The organism is Pacificoceanicola algae, assembly GCF_049341065.1.
Taxonomy (GTDB): domain Bacteria; phylum Pseudomonadota; class Alphaproteobacteria; order Rhodobacterales; family Rhodobacteraceae; genus Pacificoceanicola.
In genome coordinates this window covers 104,611-123,274 of the sequence record NZ_JBMPIX010000004.1, presented here as the reverse complement: position 1 = coordinate 123,274, position 18,664 = coordinate 104,611, and the positions used below count along the sequence as shown (strand labels likewise).

Annotated in this window: 7 protein-coding genes; 5 read left to right on the top strand and 2 right to left on the bottom strand. The window is 61.3% G+C overall.

Annotated elements, in window-relative coordinates:
• Positions 1 to 181 precede the first annotated feature (181 nt).
• From ACOYQJ_RS07640 to ACOYQJ_RS07620, 5 genes are all read left to right on the top strand, one after another.
• Entirely contained in the window at positions 182 to 6,631 is a 6,450-nt protein-coding gene (locus tag ACOYQJ_RS07640) for a type I polyketide synthase (protein WP_422905425.1), read from the top strand.
• Between the two features lie 3 nt (positions 6,632 to 6,634).
• Positions 6,635 to 7,648, top strand: coding sequence for a glycosyltransferase family 2 protein (locus ACOYQJ_RS07635; protein ID WP_422905424.1), 1,014 nt, complete (start codon positions 6,635 to 6,637; stop codon positions 7,646 to 7,648).
• 5 nt (positions 7,649 to 7,653) lie between these two features.
• Positions 7,654 to 12,231, top strand: a complete 4,578-nt coding sequence (locus tag ACOYQJ_RS07630) for a MupA/Atu3671 family FMN-dependent luciferase-like monooxygenase (RefSeq protein WP_422905423.1) — start codon at positions 7,654 to 7,656, stop codon at positions 12,229 to 12,231.
• The gene (locus ACOYQJ_RS07625; protein ID WP_422905422.1) at positions 12,228 to 12,896 is read left to right on the top strand and encodes a 4'-phosphopantetheinyl transferase family protein; all 669 of its coding nucleotides are present in this window, start codon (positions 12,228 to 12,230) and stop codon (positions 12,894 to 12,896) included. Before ACOYQJ_RS07630 ends, ACOYQJ_RS07625 begins: the two co-directional genes overlap by 4 nt.
• A gap of 255 nt (positions 12,897 to 13,151) precedes the next feature.
• Positions 13,152 to 14,477, top strand: coding sequence for a GumC family protein (locus tag ACOYQJ_RS07620; RefSeq protein ID WP_422905421.1), 1,326 nt, complete (start codon positions 13,152 to 13,154; stop codon positions 14,475 to 14,477).
• A 143-nt stretch (positions 14,478 to 14,620) separates the two neighbouring features.
• On the opposite strand, the gene ACOYQJ_RS07615 is transcribed toward ACOYQJ_RS07620, so the two are convergent.
• Positions 14,621 to 16,342, bottom strand: coding sequence for a CpsD/CapB family tyrosine-protein kinase (locus ACOYQJ_RS07615; RefSeq protein WP_422905420.1), 1,722 nt, complete (start codon positions 16,340 to 16,342; stop codon positions 14,621 to 14,623).
• Between the two features lie 221 nt (positions 16,343 to 16,563).
• The gene (locus ACOYQJ_RS07610) at positions 16,564 to 18,660 is read right to left on the bottom strand and encodes an NAD-dependent epimerase/dehydratase family protein (RefSeq protein WP_422905419.1); all 2,097 of its coding nucleotides are present in this window, start codon (positions 18,658 to 18,660) and stop codon (positions 16,564 to 16,566) included.
• Positions 18,661 to 18,664 lie beyond the last annotated feature (4 nt).

Below are 18,664 nucleotides of genomic sequence, written 5' to 3'. Positions count from 1 at the left end.
TCTCCCTGTTCCTTTATGGTTGCATTGGGGGTATGTTCCCTGCCTGTCGATTGAATGGAGCCAAGCCGCTGAGTGCCCTGTTCTTCGGGTCTTTTGGCGGGCTGAAACCTAAAAGTCGCCCAATTTTGTACGCATTCCTCATGCAGGATGACAGCATAGGTGTGTGGCGGGGTAGTGAATCATGGCGGGTGACGCTCAGCAGAAAACTGGCGAAAACGATATCGCCATTGTCGGTATGGCCGCGCATCTTCCGGGTGCGCCGGACATTGCCGCCTTTTGGCGTAATCTGCGTGATGGCGTGTCCTCGATCCGCCGTCTGTCCGAGGATGACCTGCGCGAGGCGGGCGAAGACCCCGGTCTTATCCGCCACCGCGATTATGTGCCCTTCGCCGCCCCTCTGGACGGGTTTGAACAGTTCGACGCCGAGTTTTTCGGGTTTTCCCCGAAGGAGGCGGCGATCATGGACCCCCAGCACCGCCAGTTCCTTGAAACCGCGTGGGAGGCGCTTGAGAACGCCGGACATGTGCCGGAAAACTTCCCCGGTCAGGTGGGTGTTTTTGCAGGCTGCGGGATGGGCAGCTATTTCTATTTCAATGTCTGCTCGAACCCTGATCTGGTTGAAAACACGGGTATGTTCCTGTTGCGCCACACTGGCAACGACAAGGATTTCATGACCACGCGCCTGTCCCATGTGTTGGATCTGCACGGTCCGTCGATCAATCTGCAAACCGCATGCTCTACCTCGCTCGTCGCCACCCACTACGCCGCGCAGGCGCTGCTGAATGGGGAATGCGATATGGCGATTGCGGGCGGCGTGACGATCGAGTTGCCGCAGGGGCGCGGCTACCTCTACAAGGAAAACGAGATCCTCAGCCCGGACGGCGAATGCCACGCCTTTGATCACCGCGCAAAGGGTACGGTTTTTGGCTCGGGCTCTGGCGTTGTGGTGCTGCGGCGCATGGCTGATGCGGTGGCGGATGGCGATCATATCTGGGCCATCATCAAGGGCACTGCCGTCAACAACGACGGCGCGCAAAAGGCTGGCTATCTGGCCCCTTCGGTGGACGGGCAGGCCGCCGCCATAGCGGAGGCGCAGGCGATGGCCGATGTGACGTCGGACACCGTGGATTACGTCGAATGCCACGGCACCGGCACCTATCTGGGCGACCCGATCGAGGTTGCCGCGATGACTCAGGCCTTTCGGGAAACCAGTGATGCCGTGGGCCATTGCCGCATCGGCAGCGTCAAGACCAACATTGGTCATCTGGACACTGCCGCAGGGGTCGCCAGCCTGATCAAGGCATCGCTGGCGCTGCACCATAAACAGATGCCCCCCAGCCTTGGGTTCGAGGCGCCGAACCCCGCAATCGATTTTGAACATTCGCCCTTTCGCGTGAATGACCGCCTGACCGATTGGTCAAGCCAAACCCATCCGCGCCGCGCCGGAGTAAACTCGCTGGGTGTTGGCGGCACAAACGCCCATGCGGTGCTGCAAGAGGCGCCGATGCGCGCGGCGTCAGATGACAGCGATTTCCCCTTCCAGATTTTGACCCTGTCCGGCCGCTCCAAAGCCGCGCTTGAGGACAACGCGGACCGTCTGGCAACGCATCTGCGCGCCCATCCTGAACAGCCATTGGCGGATGTGGCATGGACGCTCAAGGAAGGTCGCCGTGCCTTTGAAAAGCGTCTGGCGATTGTCGCCGATAACCAAGATGAGGCCGCCCGCCTGCTTCAAAGCGGAAACCAGCGCCGCGTCCACCAACATACCGCGCTGGATCGCCCCGACACGGTTTTCATGTTCCCGGGCGGCGGCGCGCAATACGCTGGCATGGCTCGTGACCTTTACGAGACCGAGCCGGTCTTTGCCGAATGGATGGATCGCGGGCTTGATCACCTTGCGACCCTCACGGATGTGGACATGCGGGCGCTTTGGCTGCCTGAAAATGATCGGGCCGAGGCTGACAAGGCGCTGCAAAGGCCCAGCCTGCAATTACCGCTGATCATGCTTGTCGAATACGCGCTGGCGCAGCTTTGGATCAGCTGGGGGGTCACGCCCAAAGCTCTGGTCGGTCATTCGATGGGCGAAAACACTGCTGCCTGCCTTGCCGGAGTGATCAGTTTTGAGGACTGTATCGGGCTGGTTCATCTGCGCGGTCGGCTGTTTGACACTGTCCCTGCGGGTGGAATGCTGTCGGTGGCGCTTTCAGCCGATAGACTGCGCCCGATGCTGGGGGATGACTTGGATCTGGGCGCAGAAAACGCGCCAGACCTGTCGGTCGCTTCTGGTCCCTTGGCCGCGATTGACGCGCTTGAGGCCCGCCTGAAGGCGCAAGATATCGACTGCCAGCGCATCGGGATCGACATCGCCGCGCATAGCCGCATGCTGGATCCCGTCCTCGCGGATTTCCGGGCCTATCTGGCCTCGATCACACTAAACCCGCCGCAAATTCCCCTGACGTCCAACCGCACCGGCGCCTTGATGACGCCCGAGCAGGCGACCAGCCCGGACTATTGGGTGCAGCACCTGCGCGGTACCGTGCATTTTGCCGATTGCATCGGCGCGCTTGCACAAAGCAACAGGATTTTCCTTGAGGTCGGCCCGGGCAAGGCACTGTCGGCGCTGGCCCGTCAGCACGGTGACGTCAGCGGCAATCAGGTGCTCAGCAGCCTGCGCCACCCCGAAGATTCCATTCCCGATGACAAGCACATGTTTGAGGTGCTGGGCCGGTTTTGGGCCTTGGGGGCGACCATCGATTGGGGCCAGATCTGGGGCGAAGCGCGCCGCAACCGGGTGCCGCTGCCAACCTACGCCTTTCAGCGCGCGCCTTATTTCATTGCGCCCGGCAAGGCACAGACCGAAACCGCGCCGCACTATCTGATGCGCTCCGACGATGTGACGCAATGGGGCTGGAAACCTGTCTGGCGGCCCCGCGCCGCACAGGTCGAAGTGGACGTGACCGAAGGGCTGGCCGACGCCGAACCGCAGGTCTGGCTGGTCTTCATGGATGACGCGGGCCTTGCCGATGATGCGGTGCTCACGCTGCGCAAGGCGGGCCATGGCGTGATCGAAGTGCGCCCTGGCGACACCTTTTCGCGACTGTCGGCAACCTCTTACCTGTTGGCGCCGGAACGTGGCCGCGAAGGCTATGATCTGTTGCTGCAGGATCTCGCGTTGCAAGGGGTGATCCCCACCCGCATCGCGCATTTCTGGCTGGTCACCAAGGACGAAAGCCATCGCCCCGGCTCCAGCTTTTTCCACCGCCTGCAAGAGCATGGTTTTTATTCGCTGATGTTCCTTGCGCAGGCCGTAGCCGAGGAAAACCTGACGCGCCCGCTGCATATCACGGTCGTTACCAACGGCGCGGCGAAACTGCGGGACGAGGCGCTGCCCTATCCCGGTAAGTCCACCATCGCGGGTCCGGCTCGCGTGATCCCGCGCGAATTACCCGGCGTTTCTGTCTCTACCCTCGATGTGCAACTTCCGGCGCCGGTCGAGGCCAGCTTTTGGAGCCAAGCCAAGGCCCATGCGGCGCGACAAGAGGCGATGAATGCCCTGTCGCTGCGCATACTCGAAGAGATGCTTTCCGAACCTGCCGACACCATCGCCGCCCTGCGCGGGGATCGGCGTTTTGAATGTGCGATCAAGCCGCTTGCCCTGCCGATGGAAACGCCGCAGCCGATGGCTGGCGGCACTTATCTATTGACGGGTGGTTTTGGTGGGATCGGTCTGACTCTGGCGCAGGACTTTGCCGCGCGAGGTGCCAACCTCGTGCTGGTTGCGCGCAAGGCTTTGCCAGATCGCGGCAGCTGGTCGGATTACCTGAACCGTCACGCGCCGCAGGACGCCACCGCCCGCCGCATCCGCGCAGTTCAGGCATTGGAAGAGGCTGGCACGCAAGTCATGGTCGCCGCTGCCGACGTCTGCAACCTGACCCAGATGACCCGGGTCCGCGACGAGGCAGAAGCGCGCTTTGGCCCGATCACCGGGGTGATTCACGGCGCCGGTGTGATCGACGATGCGCCGCTGCTGACCAAAAGCCCCGTCAGCGTCGAGGATGTCTTTACCCCGAAAATTCACGGCACCGAGGTTCTTGGCAGGCTTTTCCCGGACGGTGCGGTCAAATGGATGGCGCTGTTCAGCTCAACTTCGACCGTGACGGCGCCTGCGGGGCAGGTGGATTACGTTGCGGCCAACGAATTTCTGAACGCCTTTGCCCGTTCGCGGGCCGGCGGGCAGACCAAAGTGGTCGCCATCAACTGGGGCATCTGGAACGAGGTCGGCATGGCCGCCGAGGCTGTTGCCGCCCGAAACGGGGATTTGCCAAAGCCGCCGGTGACGCCGGTCAATCAGCCCATGCTGGACGAGGCGACTTTTGACAACCACGGAAACCGGGTCTTTCATGCGACCTATTCCAGCGACGATTGGTTCATCGGCGAACACCGCACCAAGGCGGGCGATGCGTTGCTGCCCGGTACGGGATACCTGTCACTTGCGATGAATGCCCTGCGCGCCCATCACGAAACCGGCGCTTTTGAAATTCGAGATCTGGATTTCCTGCGGCCCTTGCGCGTGGCCGATGGCGCCTCTCGTGATGTGCGGGTGCGGTTGTCGCGCAATGATCGAGGGTATGGCTTTGACGTTTTGGCCGATGCCACGCTGAACGGCCGCCACGGGCATGCATTGACGGCTCAGGGCACGCTGATCCTTTTGCCGATGAAACGGCCCGCTCCGATTGATCTTGCGGCGATGCGTGCGCGCTGCGCCGCGCCAGTAACAGCCGGGCCGGGTCAAAAACTGCCCGCCGCGCAAGAGGTCATGCTGTCTTTTGGCCCTCGCTGGAAGGTGCTGGATACCCGCGCCCTTGGGGACAACGAAGGGATTGCTCAGCTGTCCCTGCCGCCTGCCGCGCAGGGTGATAATTGCCTGCTGCATCCCGCCTTGATGGATATCGCCACTGGCTGGGCCATGGACCTGATCGACGGCTGGCAGCCAACGCACCTTTGGGCGCCTGTACGTTATGGCCGCGTACGCGTCCATGCGCCGCTGACGGATAAGATCGTATCTTGGGTCCGTAATGCCGCCGACAACAAGGCCAGCAGCGAAACCGCAAGTTTTGACATCACGATCTGTGACGAAGTCGGGGCTGTGTTGGTCGAAATCGCAGGCTTTACCATCCGCAAGCTGGCCAGTCTCGACATTCTCAAGGCCGCGCCGCGCCTGACTGCCGCCGAGGTCGAGTTTGACGAGGCTGACGCTGCGCAACCCCTGTCGCCCGCCGAGGAGCGACTGGCCCACAATTTGTCACAGGGCATTTTGCCCGCCGAAGGTGTTCAGGCCTTTTATGCGGCCCTGGCCCTGGGCGAGCCGCAGATTGTCATCTCGTCCATGGATCTTGATGCGCTGACCCGGCAAACCGCCGTCAGCACGGCCGAGGCGTCAAGCGGCCAAAAGTTCGAGCGGCCACAGCTTGAGGGCGATTATGTCGCCCCGGAAGGCGAGATCGAACAAACCCTTGCAGGGTTCTGGGAGGACCTGCTTGGCGTGCAGAACGTGGGGGCCGAAGACAGCTTCTTTGACCTTGGCGGGCATAGCTTGATCGCGGTGCGGCTGTTCTCGATGGTGAAAAAGGCGTTCCGGGTGGAATTCCCGATTTCGGTGCTGTTCGAGGCTCCGACCATCCGCAAATGCGCCGCTTTGATTGCCGAACAGACCGGCCATGTCGAAAGCGGCGCTGAGCCCGCGCCGCAATCCGCCCCTGAACGCAGGTTCAAGCATCTTGTCGCCATGCACGAAGGCGACGGCGGCCCGCGCCAACCGTTCTTTTTGGTGGCAGGTATGTTTGGCAACGTGCTGAACCTGCGTCATCTGGCCCATCTTCTGGGCGCGGACCGCCCATTTTATGGCCTTCAGGCCAAGGGGCTTTACGGCGGTGAAGCGCCGCATGACAGTATTCAGGACGCCGCCCGCGATTACATCGCCGAGATGCGCCAGGTGCAGCCCGAAGGTCCCTATATGCTGGGTGGCTTTTCCGGCGGCGGGATTACCGCCTACGAGATTGCCCATCAGCTTGAGGCCATGGGCGAAGAGGTGTCTCTGGTCGTCATGCTGGATACGCCCTTGCCGCAGCGCCGCCCGTTGTCGCGCCACGACCGGATGATCATCCAATGGCATCAGGCGCGTGAAAAGGGTCTGCTGTATCCCTTGATCTGGGCCAGAAACCGCATCGCTTGGGAAATCGTCAAGCGCCGCGAAAGGGATGGAACCGGCGCGGAGCATGCCTTTCACAATGCCGAAATCGAGGCTGCTTTTTATCGGGCCATTGCCACTTACACTGTCAAGCCGTGGGATGGTCGTGTCGTTCTGTATCGCCCGCCGCTACAAGGCAAATGGACGGTCTCAAATGGCCAGTTGGTGAACTCCGAACGGAGCTATGTGCTGCCGGACAACGATTGGGGCAGCGCTGTGCCGCACGTCGAGGTGCATGAAGTCCCCGGTGATCACGACAGCATGGTGCTTGAACCCAACGTGCGGGTTCTGGCCGGGCTGATGCGCGAGTCGATCGAGAGCGCCGAGGCCATGTCAGCGGGCCACGGCGAGGTGCTGTCGTTCCCAACGCAGGCCGCGGAGTAGCATATGCCCAAGCTTCTGGTCGTCTTGCTCAACTACCGCACAGCGGACATGACTCTGCGTTCGGCCCGCGCGGCTTTGCGCGCGATGGATGGGCTTGAGGCCGAATTGGTCATCGTCGACAACGACTCGGGAGATGGCTCGTACGAGACGATCACGCAGAAGGTCGCAACTTGGCCGGAGGCGTCGCTGATCCGGGTGATCCAGTCGGGCTGCAACGGCGGCTTTGGCGCGGGCAACAACGTGGGGATTCGGTCAGGCCTGTCCGATTGTGGGAAACCCGACTACGTTTATATCCTGAATTCCGATGCTTTTCCCGCAACGGACGCGATCCGGTGCCTTGTGGAACATCTGGAGGCCAATCCAAAGGCTGGTTTTGCCGGAAGCTATCTGCACGGCGAAGACGGCGCGGCGCATATGACCGCCTTCCGCTTCCCCTCGGCCTTGTCCGAACTTGAAGGGGCGGCGCGCTCTGGTCCAGTCTCGCGGCTGTTGCGCAGCAAGGCGGTGCCTTTGCCCGTGCCGCAAGCGGCCTGCCGCGTGGATTGGCTGGCCGGGGCCTCGATGATGATGCGGCAATCGGTGCTGGATCAGATCGGCCTGTTTGATGAAACCTTTTTTCTGTACTTCGAAGAGACTGACCTGTGCCTGCGCGCCGCCCGCGCCGGATTTGAGACGCATTTTGTCCGCGCAAGCGAAGTCGCTCACATCGGCTCGGTTTCGACGGGCATGAAGGTCTGGACGCGCATTCCCGGTTTTTGGCTCGACAGCCGCTGGCTCTATTTCTGCAAGAACCATGGGCGCATCTATGCGGTTTGGGCGACCGTGATGCATATCCTTGGTGGCACCTTGTGGCGTATCCGGCGCGTTATCCAACGCAAAGCCCCCGCAGATCCGCCGCACTTTTTGCGTGATCTGTTGTTACATGATCTCAAAGCGCTGCTCCGGCCCTTGCCGGGAAAGCAGCGCGCGGCCCGGAGCGCCATGACCGTGGCCGCGATTGAAGCAAAAGTGGAGTAAAGATCTTGGTTCAGTTTTCCTGTGTGGTGATCGGCAATGAATCCCTGCTTGTTCAATGTAGCGAGCGGCTGTTGGCACATGGAAATGTGATCCGTGCGGTTGTAACGGATGCGTCAGAAATCGCGGACTGGGCCAAGGGCAAGGGCATAGCCGTGGTTACGGACGCCCGCGATCTGGCTGGGGCGCTTCAGGGGCAAAGTTTTGAATGGCTCTTGTCCATTGCCAACCTCAAAATCATTCCGTCCGACGTGCTGTCGATGCCTGCCAAGGGCGCGATCAATTTCCATGATGGCCCGCTGCCCCGGCACGCGGGTCTGAATGCGCCGATCTGGGCGATGATCGAAGGCGAAACCACGCATGGCATTACCTGGCATATGATCGAGGGTGGCGTGGACGAAGGGGATGTTCTGGTCACGCGCAGCTTTGACATCTCGGCCAATGACACCGCGCTGACACTGAACACCAAGGCATATGAGGCGGCGATAGAAAGCTTTCCCGCTCTTTTGGACCAGCTTGAAAGCGGCGCCTTGCAGCGCAAGCGCCAAGATCTGTCTGAGCGCAGCTATCACGCCTTGGGCGACCGGCCCACAGGCCACGGTCTGCTGGATTTCAAATGCCCGGCTGCCGGTCTGGAGCGTCTGATCCGCGCGTTGGATCATGGCCCCTATTGGAACCCGCTGTCCGCCGCAAAATTCCGCGCCAAGGGGGCGCTTTGGCTGGTCCGTCACGCCAAGATCGTCGAAGGTCATGGGACGCCGGGCACCGTGTTGGAACTGACAGCGGATCACATGACCATCGCCTGCGCCGACCATGCGTTGATGCTTGACGGGGTTACCCGCATTTGCGGCATGCCGGTGAACCTGTTCGAGGTTGCGGCGGTTGGCGACTTCCTTCCCCTGCCAACTGCCGATGAGCTTGCCGAGATCGATGCCGCCGTGGCGCAGATCGCCGCGTATGACGGTTTTTGGCGGGTCGCGCTGGGCGATCAGAAGCCCGTGACCGTCCCCGGCGCGTGCGAAGGGGAAGACACCGTTGAAACCCGCGTATTGACCCTGCCAACCGGCGAGACAGGGGCGGCCTTGGTCGCCAAATGGGCCGCACGTCTGGGCGGGCAAAGCACCTTTGATCTGGCCTATGCCGACGCGGAAATCGCCGCCTTGGCCGGGACGGGCATGACCTCGCCTTGGGCGCCGTTGCGGGTGACCGGCGGTGTGCCCAGCGACTTTGCCAATGCCGCAAGGGGCAAGACCTTCACCACCGATATCGTGGCCCGCGCGCCCGAGTTGTCCTGGCCGCAGGTGCCTCAGATCGGTATCGCCGCCAGCGGCGGACACATTCCCGGAACTGTCCTTACGGTCGAACTGAGCGACACGCCGTGCCTGTCTTACGACAGCGGCAAGATTGCCGGTCAGACCGCCGAACTGCTCGCCGCGCGGCTGGAACTTCTGGCCCATAAGCCTGACCAAAGCCTGCCCGATGTGGAACGTGATCTGGTCTTGAACCACTGGAATGCCACGGCCAAGGATTATGACCACGGCCTGACCATGCACCGCGCCTTTGAGGCGCAGGTTGCCAAAACGCCCGGGGCCACGGCCCTTGTGTTTGAGGGACTAAGCCTGACCTACGCTCAACTCAACGCCCGCGCCAACCGCGCGGCGCATGTGCTGCGTGAGATGGGCGTCGCGCCGGGGCAGGTTGTCGGCCTGTGCTGTCGCCGTTCGGTTGATCTGATGACGGGCGCGCTTGCGATCCTCAAGGCGGGTGGCGCCTATCTGCCGATGGACCCCGGCTATCCGGCTGATCGCCTTCAGCATTTTGTCGAAGACAGCCATGCGCAAGTGATCGTGACCCAAGCCGCGCTTGAGGCAGACCTGCCGTCACATGATGCCCGGCTCTTGCTGATCGACGCTGAACCGCGCCTTGATACCGCCAGCAACGACAACCTGCCTGACACCTCCGGGCCCGAGGATCTGGCCTATCTGATCTATACCAGCGGCAGCACCGGCAAGCCCAAAGGCGTGATGATCGAACATCGCAACGTGATGAATTTCTATGCCGGGATGGATGATACGGTCGCGCATGAAAACGGCGGCACCTGGCTTGCGGTCACGTCGCTGTCCTTCGACATTTCCGTGCTTGAGCTGTTCTACACCACCGCGCGCGGCTTCAAGGTGGTGCTGTCCTCGGACGAGGATCGCGGCATGATTTCCAATGGGCCCTTGGGGGGCAGCGGCGCCGGGATGCAGTTCTCGATCTACTATTGGGGCAATGACGATGGCGTTGGCCGCGACAAGTACAAACTGTTGTTGGAGGGCGCGAAATTCGCCGACGACAATGGCTTTGTCGCGGTCTGGACGCCTGAGCGGCATTTCCACGCCTTTGGTGGGCCCTACCCAAACCCAAGCGTGACCGGTGCTGCGGTGGCTGCCGTGACGCGAAATATCGGGGTGCGATCAGGATCAGTCGTGGCGCCGCTGCACCATCCGGCGCGGATCGCCGAGGAATGGTCGGTGATCGACAACCTCACGAATGGGCGGGCCGGATTGGCCATCGCTTCCGGCTGGCAACCAGACGATTTTGTTCTGCGTCCCGAAAATACCCCGCCCAACAACAAGGCGGCGATGACCCAGAACATCGACCAGATCCGCAGACTGTGGCGCGGCGAGGCCGTGGAATTCCCGCGCAAAGATGAAACGCCGCATGCGGTGGTGACGCAGCCGCGCCCGGTGTCCAAGGAACTGCCGATCTGGGTGACAACCGCGGGCAATCCCGAGACCTGGAAAGAGGCCGGTCGGCTTGGCTGCAACGTGCTGACCCACCTTTTGGGCCAGTCCGTTGATGAGGTGGGCGGCAAGATCAAGCTTTACCATGCCGCGCTGCGCGAGGCGGGTCATGACCCCAAGGATTTCACCGTCACGCTGATGCTGCATACCTTCCTTTCGGACAGCCGCGATCACGCCCGCGAAATCGCCCGCCAACCAATGAAAGATTACCTCAATTCCGCCGCTGGCCTGATCAAGCAATACGCCTGGGCCTTCCCGGCCTTCAAGCGTCCGGAAGGCGTGAGCAACGCCTTTGATCTGCAACTGGACGGGCTGGAACCCGAGGAACTGGATGCGATCCTCGATTTCGCCTTTGAGCGGTACTTTAACGAGAGTGGCCTGTTCGGCACCATTGAGGACGCAATGGCCCGCGCCGAAGAAGTCAAACAAATCGGTGTCGATGAAATCGCCTGCCTGATCGACTACGGCATCGACCGTGAAGTGGTGCTGGAGGGGTTGAAACCGCTGGCTGAGGTGGTCAAGGCCACCAAATCCGCGCCCGAACCCGAAGCGAACGATTTTTCCATCGCGGCGCAACTGCTGCGTCATGGCGTGACGCATCTGCAATGCACACCCTCCATGGCGCGGATGTTTGCGATGAACGACGAAGCGCGTCAGGCTTTGAAGGGAGTTAAACATCTTTATCTGGGCGGTGAACCCCTGCCCGGCGCTTTGGTTGCTGAATTTGGTCAGATCACAGATGCCCAGATTACCAACATGTACGGGCCAACCGAAACGACGATCTGGTCCTCTACCCAGAAGGCGACGGGCGACGCCTCGGTCGTCAACATCGGGATGCCCTTGGCGAACCAGCAGTTGTATGTGCTGGGCGACGATCGACAGCCGCTTGGTATCGGGGAGGAAGGAGAGCTTTGGATCGGCGGTCAGGGCGTGACCCGCGGATATTGGGGGCGCGCCGAACTGACGGCCGAACGCTTTGTCGATAACCCCTTCCACCCGGGCCGCATGTATCGCACCGGAGATCTGGTGCGGCGCCGCGCCGATGGCGCCATCGACTTTGTCGGGCGCGTTGACAATCAGGTGAAACTACGTGGTCACCGGATCGAGTTGGGAGAGATCGAAGCCGTGCTAGAGGCGCAAGACGGTGTGACCCAAGCGGTTGTCATGGCGCGCGAGGATACCCCCGGCGATCTGCGTCTGGTCGGCTATTACACCGGTGCGATGCAGAACGAAGCCACGCTGAAGGCCACTCTGGGGACTGAATTGCCGGGTTTCATGGTCCCCGGACGCTTCATGCGCCTTGAGGAATTTCCGCTGACACCGAACAAAAAGGTTGATCGCAAGGTACTGCCCGCTCCGAGAGCGCAGCCCTACCTTGACGCGCGAACGCCCTCTATGGACCCGATTTCTGCACCTAAACCCAACGCGAAAACAGCTGACGTCGAAGGCGCTATTGCGCAGATATGGACTCGTTACCTTGGTGTTCCGGGGGTTTCCGGCCGGGATAACTTCTTTGACCTTGGCGGGCACTCCCTGTTGGCGGTACAAGCTCACCGGGCGATCCGCGAAGACCTGGGCGCGGCCAAGCTGTCGATCACCGATATCTTTCGCTTCCCGGTTCTGGCCGATCTGGCCGCGCGCGTCGGCGAGATGGTTGAACCCGTTTCCCGCGGTGCGACCAAAGTGCAGTCTCAGACGGCCCCAGCGCCGCAATTGGAACCCGCCGAAAATGATCGCGCCGCAGCCCGGTCCGATGCCATGGCCCGCCGACGTGCCATGCGGGCCCGCCGCAGCGCATGACTTTGGGCGCCCTGTGCGAATTGATGGCCCAGGTGGCGCTTCCGCCCGGGCTTTTCTGGTCGGCGGGGCAGGCTGAAGTCGATCCAGCGGCTCTTTTCCCGGACGAAGCGCAGGCCATTGCCCGCGCGATCCCCAAGCGGCAGGCGGACTTTACCGGAGGCCGCAAAGCTGCCCGCGCGGCTTTGGCCGAAATGTCGCTTGACCCGGTGCCGATTCCCGTCGCCCCAACGCGCGCCCCGGTTTTCCCCGATGGGGTGGTCGGCAGTATCTCGCACGATTGCGGGCTTTGCATCGCCTTGGTTGGGTACAGCGACCTGTGGCAGTCCGTAGGGATCGACATTGCCCCCGATCTGCCTCTTGAGGCTGATCTGATCGCGGAAATCTGCCGCCCGGAGGAACGGACCGGCGTCGACCCAAAAAACTTGCCGCGACATGCCCGGCGGCTGTTTTCGGTCAAAGAGGCCGTCTACAAAGCGCAGTTTATGCAGACCGGCGTAATCTTTGGCTTTCAGGGGCTGTGTGTCAGCTACCCAAAGAATGTGGCAAGGTTTGCCACAATTGCCGAAACAGACCCGATTCCCCCGCAGATCAAATCCCGCCCTTTGCCGTTCGTGCAGCGCTGCGATCACGGGCTGACCTTGTCGATCTCGGCGATTCCGGCCTGAATTTCCCCAAAATCGCAAAAAACCCTATAGATCGGCTGTAAACCGTCGGGAATATGGCGAAAATGTGTTCGTGATCCCGGATCTGGATACGCATTGTTTCCCGAATTGCCACCGAAAATCATGGCGGAAATATGGCAATCCGGCTAAATTGTGACACTAAGATGGCGCGTCCCGGTCAGAAATCCGGCGCAAGGCGGACAAAGCTGGGGCAGTCTCTTTCGAACGCATTGGGGGCCACTTTGCGGGAGCAGCGAAATGAACCAGTTTCAGACCTTCGATGAGGTTATATCGGCACTCAAGCGGCGCGCTTGGCTGATCGCCCTGATCACCTTTGTCGGCTGCGTGCTGTCGCTAAATTTCGCCCTCAGCCAGATGAAAACCTACGAGGCAACAGCCGTCGTCCAGATCGAAGACGCGCGCCTGCCGGATCAGCTTGCCGGAGCTTCAGCCGCCGCCGAAGATGCGGCCCATCGTGTGCGACTGATCGAACAGCGCCTGATGGCGCGCGATAACCTTGTCCGCATCATGGAAAAGCACAATCTGTTCGCGGATGATCCGACGATCACGATCAATGAACGCATTTTCAACATGCGTCAGGCTGCGTCCATCGAACAGATCATCGACGCCTCCCAAGCCTTTGCGCCCGGTGGCAATACGCCTTCTGGGTTGCGCATCACCGTGCGTCTGGATGACCCGGAAAAAGCCGCCGATCTGGCAAACGAACTGATGTATTCGGTGATCGACCAATCCCGCGACCGTTCGGTTGGTCGGGCCCGCGACACTCTGGAATTCTTCACAACGGAAGAGACGCGTGTCGGCAGCGAAATCGACGCCCTCGAAGAACAGATCGCCGTGTTCAAGTCTGCGCACAGCGATCAACTTCCCGCCGGTGTCGCCGACCTGCGCGACCAGCTTGCCAGCCTGCGCGACACCGATCTGGATCTGGATCAAAAGATCCTGACACAGGAAACCGCTTCGGATCGTCAACGCGAAGACGTGAAGGCCGCCAATATCCAACTGCTGAACGAGCAAAAATTGTTGATCGCCGAGCGTGTTGCCCAACTTCAGCAGCAGATTTCCGGCGCTCCGGAGGTTGAGCGTGAACTGAGCGCGATGGAACGCCAGCTGACGCAGCTTCAGGAACAATACAGCGTCATCACCCGCCGTCAGGCCGAGGCCGAGATGGGGCAGGCGCTGGAAGATCGTCAGCAGATGGACCGTTTTGAAGTTCTCGAAACCGCCTTGGTTCCGGAATACCCGGTGTCGCGCAGCCGCAAAAAGACCGCCATTATGGGCGCAGTGGCCAGCCTGATCGCAGGCATCGCCGTGGCCTTTGGTGCCGAACTTTTCAATCCGGCGATCCGATCGGCCGCGCAGATGGAGCGTATCCTCGGCATCCAGCCCGTCGTCGCCATCCCCGAGGTGCAAAGCCGCCGCGACCGTACCCGCCGTGGCCTGAGCATCTTTGGCTGGTTCGCTGGTTTGGCAGCGATGCTCTACGCCGCCTTCCGCTTGATCGGAAACAGTATTCCATGGTCCGAACTGCTGGGGCGCTTTCTGCCCCGACTGGCACGGTCCTGATCGCGCCGCTACAGCGCGCGCGTTTCGGCGGGGTTCAGGTCACGCAGGTGACCGGACGGTGGAAAAGATGCCGGAACGCAAAAAGGAAAGCCCCCGGAGCGAGTGATCGCGCGGGGGCTTTCTGGTTCTAAACGCAGTTGACTTCAGTAATGATATTTGTCGATCTCGGTGTTTTCGGCTTTGTTGAGCACCATGCCCAAAAGCGGTGTTTCTTCGCCAAGGCGACGCTCGACTTCCTTGATTTCCTTTTCGGTGGTGATCCCGCCGCCGATAACCAGAAGCACCCCATCGAACTGTGGGCGGAAGGCGATCACATCATCATAGTACAGCGCTGGCGGCAGATCGAACAACATGACGTCCGGCGCCACGCTTTGTTCGATCTTGGCCAGCGTTTCTGCGGTGCGTGGGTCTTGCAGCAGCTCCGAGGCATAGGGCTCAATCACCTCGTTAAAGCCGAAGGCGATGTTACGCCCGGCGTTGATCCGGTTCTTGCCCAGCCGCAAAAGGTGGTCCTGTGGATCGACTTTGCCGCGCAGCATGTCGCCCATTGACCCAGGGTGTGCCATGCCCATGACCTTCTGCAAAGTCGGGCGTCGCATGTCGCAATCCAACAATAGCGTGCGGCAGTTTTCCTGCCGCGACAGGCTGATCGCGAGGTTCGCTGCAGTAAAGGTCTTGCCGCAATCCTTGGTAGGCGAGGTGATCGCGACGCGTTTCCAACCATTTTCGTTCAGCGCCTGCAAAAGCCGGGTTCTGAGAACGTCAAAGGCGGTATAGGCCGGGTCTTCGCGGGTGGCCGTGATGATCCGGTTTTCGGCAAGGTGGCCTTCATCCACCTCGAATTCCCTCATTCTGTCCCAAGCGGTCAAGCCGCCGGACGAAATGGTTTCAATCGGAGTGCGCGCAGCTGTCGCCGGTTCCCCTTCGGGCCGCTTTGGCCTTGCCGGGGCAATTGGATTGGACAGTTCCAGGGGCACAGTGGCCTTCGCGCGCGCCTCTTTTTCGGCGGCCGCGAGTTTTGCGCGCTCCGCTCGTTCGGCTTCAATCCGTTCTTTCTCGCGGAGCTGCGCTTGCGCCTTAAGTCGCTGTTCTTCGCGCCTCGCCTCTTCCTCCCGGCGTTTCGCTTCAAGTTCGGCCAATCGGGCGGCTTCCGCCTCGGCACGTTTCTTGGCCTCAGCCCTTTGTTTTGCACGCTCTTCGGCTTCCAGACGCGCCTTTTCCTCGGCTTCCCGCAGCGCCTGCGCCTCGTCTTGGGCGGCTTTCAAAGCCTGTGCTTCAAGCCGCTCAGCCTCTTCCCGCGCCTTGCAGGCCGCTTCTTCAACACGCCGCTTATTCTCGGCCCTGCGCGCGGCGTCTTCCTGGGCTATGCGTGCTTGCATTTCGACGCGGCGCTTGCGCTGCTGCTCTTGCTTGCGCGCGAGTTCTTCCGCCGCTTGGCGTTCCGCTTCTTGTTCTGCGGCAATGCGGGCGGCTTCTTGCTCGGCCCGGCGCTCTTGTTCTTGGCGTAGGGCGTCTTGACGTTTGCGGTCCTCTTCGGCCTTGCGAGCGGCCTCGGCGCGCTTACGTTCTTCGACAGCCCGTCGCCGAGCCAGTTCTTCTGCGGCTTGCTGTGCGGCTTCAGCTTCGGCGCGCTGGCAGGCCTCTTCCGCCTTGCGTCGCGCGTGCTCCTCTTCAGCCTGCCGGGCAGCCTCAGCCCTGGCGCGCGCTGCATCGGCATCTCGCCGGGCTTGCGCTTCTTCCTCGGCTTTGCGACGGGCCAAGCGCTGCGTGCGGCTTTCCAGCGGCTCGACGGGCGCGGCCTGATCTTCGGCATCCAGTGAAGAATCCTTGCGGAATTTCCGGCGAAACTTGGGGCGGTCCATCATGTTCATGCCTCCCCTGCCTCCGAAGTCGAGCACACCAACGGACGCCTTTCGACGCCCCAAATCATGATTCTGCCATGTTCTGTCTTGGCATTCATATCAGCTCAACTCCGGTGCATGGCCATTTATTGCACGGCGCACGCGTTGCCTCACCACGGTTACATCAAACAAATCTGTCATGAATAAGACCGATTTGAGGGGATTGTTCACGAATCCGGCGGCAATCAGAACCCGAACAAATTGGCCTGGGCGATCGCTTTCTCAATGAACGCGGAGCGATCGGATTCGGGTTTCCAGCCCAGAAGACGTTTGGGTTTCTCGTTCACGAAGGGCGAAAAATGCGCGCGGCTCTTCCAATCGGCAAGGCTGGGGCGGATCACACCGGGGCGGCGCAGGGCATATTTCTTGAGGCCGTATTTCACCGCGTCCGAGGCATAGAAGGCATACAGATTCCCGGAACTGACCCGGATGCGCGCGCCAAGTGTCTGATGGATCGCGTCGAAATAGTCCCGGGCGCTCATCATCGGATCACCGATCAAGTTAAAGCTTTGGCCTTCGACCGGAGCGTCGATCATGCGGATCAGCCCGTCTGCGATATCGTCATTCAGCACAAAGGGCAGGATGTTGCGGCCATGGCCCCATATGCGGACAGCGCCGGCGCCGTGCCAGCGGCCGATGCCCCAATGCTGTAGTGGGCCGCCTTCACCCACAACGATACCGGGGCGGGCGATGACCAATGGCAGACCGCGTTCGCGGTGCAGTTTCATCAACTGCTGTTCGCACTCTGCCTTGGACCGGGCATAGAGGTTGCGGTCGGTCATATCCTCGGCAAAGCCGGTCTGCTCGGTGATCTGCGCGTTCGGATCGGACATGTCATAGCTGGCGATGGTGCCGGTATAGACCAGCCTCTTCACCCCGGCCTTTTCGCAGGCCATCCCGATGCGCGTGGCCACGCCGACATCATTGATCAGGCAATCGGCCCAACTGATCTCCAAAGCTTTGGCAAGGTTGAACACCACCTCGATCCCGTCCATCGCGGCGATCAGCCCATCAAGGTCATGCAAGGAGGCGCTGACGGTTTCGACATTGTCGGGCAGATCGGGGAAAGGGCCGCCGCGCCCACGCGACAGCACGCGCACATCGCGTCCCTCGGCGACAAGACGGTGGGTCAGCGCACGGCCAATAAAGCCGGTGCCGCCGATAACCATGGCGGTGGGTTTGGGTTTACGGGTCTGCACTGCGGGGGCTTTGACCGCCAGCACGTCGGCGGGAAGCAGGTTGATTGCATCGTCAAGCGCCTGCATCACCTGCGCAGCACTGGCGCCTGAGAACCGAGCATCCTGAGGCCCGTTCAAAGACCCGTAGATCGCCGCATTCATGTCCCGGAAACTGCGTCCATAGGGGTTTTGGGTGTTCAACGATTTCAGTTGGACGGCGGCGTTCTTCGCCCCTTCCCATAAATGTTGCCGCGACAGGTCCAACTGGCGGCGCAGCGGATTGACCACAAGGTCCGAAGCATTCTCGCGCTCGACGATCAACACGTCCTGCGCATAGTCCAGCCGCGCGCGTGCGCTGGAGCCGCGCAGGGTCACGCTGCGGTCATCCATGGTTTCGACAAGCGAAATGGTAAAGGTGATCTCGACCCCGCCAGCGCGTGCCAGAATGCGGAAAGCCTGCGGGCGTATGTCCTCGCCCGGCAGGGCGATGGTCTTGCTGGCCTCGGCATGGATCACTTCGACCGGGCCGAAAAGATCATACGCAAACGCCATCAGGTGCGGACCCAGTTCCAGCAGCAGGTTCTTGGGCTGACGCAGCAGCCAAAGGTTGAACGGCCCGGATCTCAAGGGCGCCAAAGGCAGGGCCCATGTAATTTCGCAACCCGAGATGCGGCCGTATGTCCCCTTGGCCATTTCGGCCTTCATCCGCGTGTACGAGGGCAGGCCAAGGAAGTTATGCCCGGCGAAAAAACATTTGCCCAATTTCTCAGCCGCTTGGCATATCTCCCGGGTCTGCTCGGCGGATTCGGCCACAGGCTTTTCCACAAGCGCATGAAGCCCACCTTCAAGGCATTTTAAGGCGATTTCCTTATGTAACTGCGGTGGTGTGAGAATGTGTACCGCATCGCACAACCCCGAGGTGATCAATTCGTCCACAGAGGTAAAGGGTTTCGCCCCATACGCTTCGGCCAACCCCTTGGCGGCGGTTTCCGAGACATCGCAGACAGCGGCAATCGTCACGCCGGGCGTCGCTTTCAAGGCATCAGCGTGCCACGTGGCAATATACCCGGCCCCGATCAGGCCAACGCGGGTTGTGGTGGACATATGG

Excerpts from the sequence above, each read along its gene's own strand:
- ACOYQJ_RS07640 (WP_422905425.1), top strand. The coding sequence starts at position 182 with ATGGCGGGTGACGCTCAGCAGAAAACTGGCGAAAACGATATCGCCATT.
- ACOYQJ_RS07635 (WP_422905424.1), top strand. The coding sequence starts at position 6,635 with ATGCCCAAGCTTCTGGTCGTCTTGCTCAACTACCGCACAGCGGACATG.
- ACOYQJ_RS07625 (WP_422905422.1), top strand. The coding sequence starts at position 12,228 with ATGACTTTGGGCGCCCTGTGCGAATTGATGGCCCAGGTGGCGCTTCCG.
- ACOYQJ_RS07620 (WP_422905421.1), top strand. The coding sequence starts at position 13,152 with ATGAACCAGTTTCAGACCTTCGATGAGGTTATATCGGCACTCAAGCGG.
- ACOYQJ_RS07615 (WP_422905420.1), bottom strand. The coding sequence starts at position 16,342 with ATGATGGACCGCCCCAAGTTTCGCCGGAAATTCCGCAAGGATTCTTCA.
- ACOYQJ_RS07610 (WP_422905419.1), bottom strand. The coding sequence starts at position 18,660 with ATGTCCACCACAACCCGCGTTGGCCTGATCGGGGCCGGGTATATTGCC.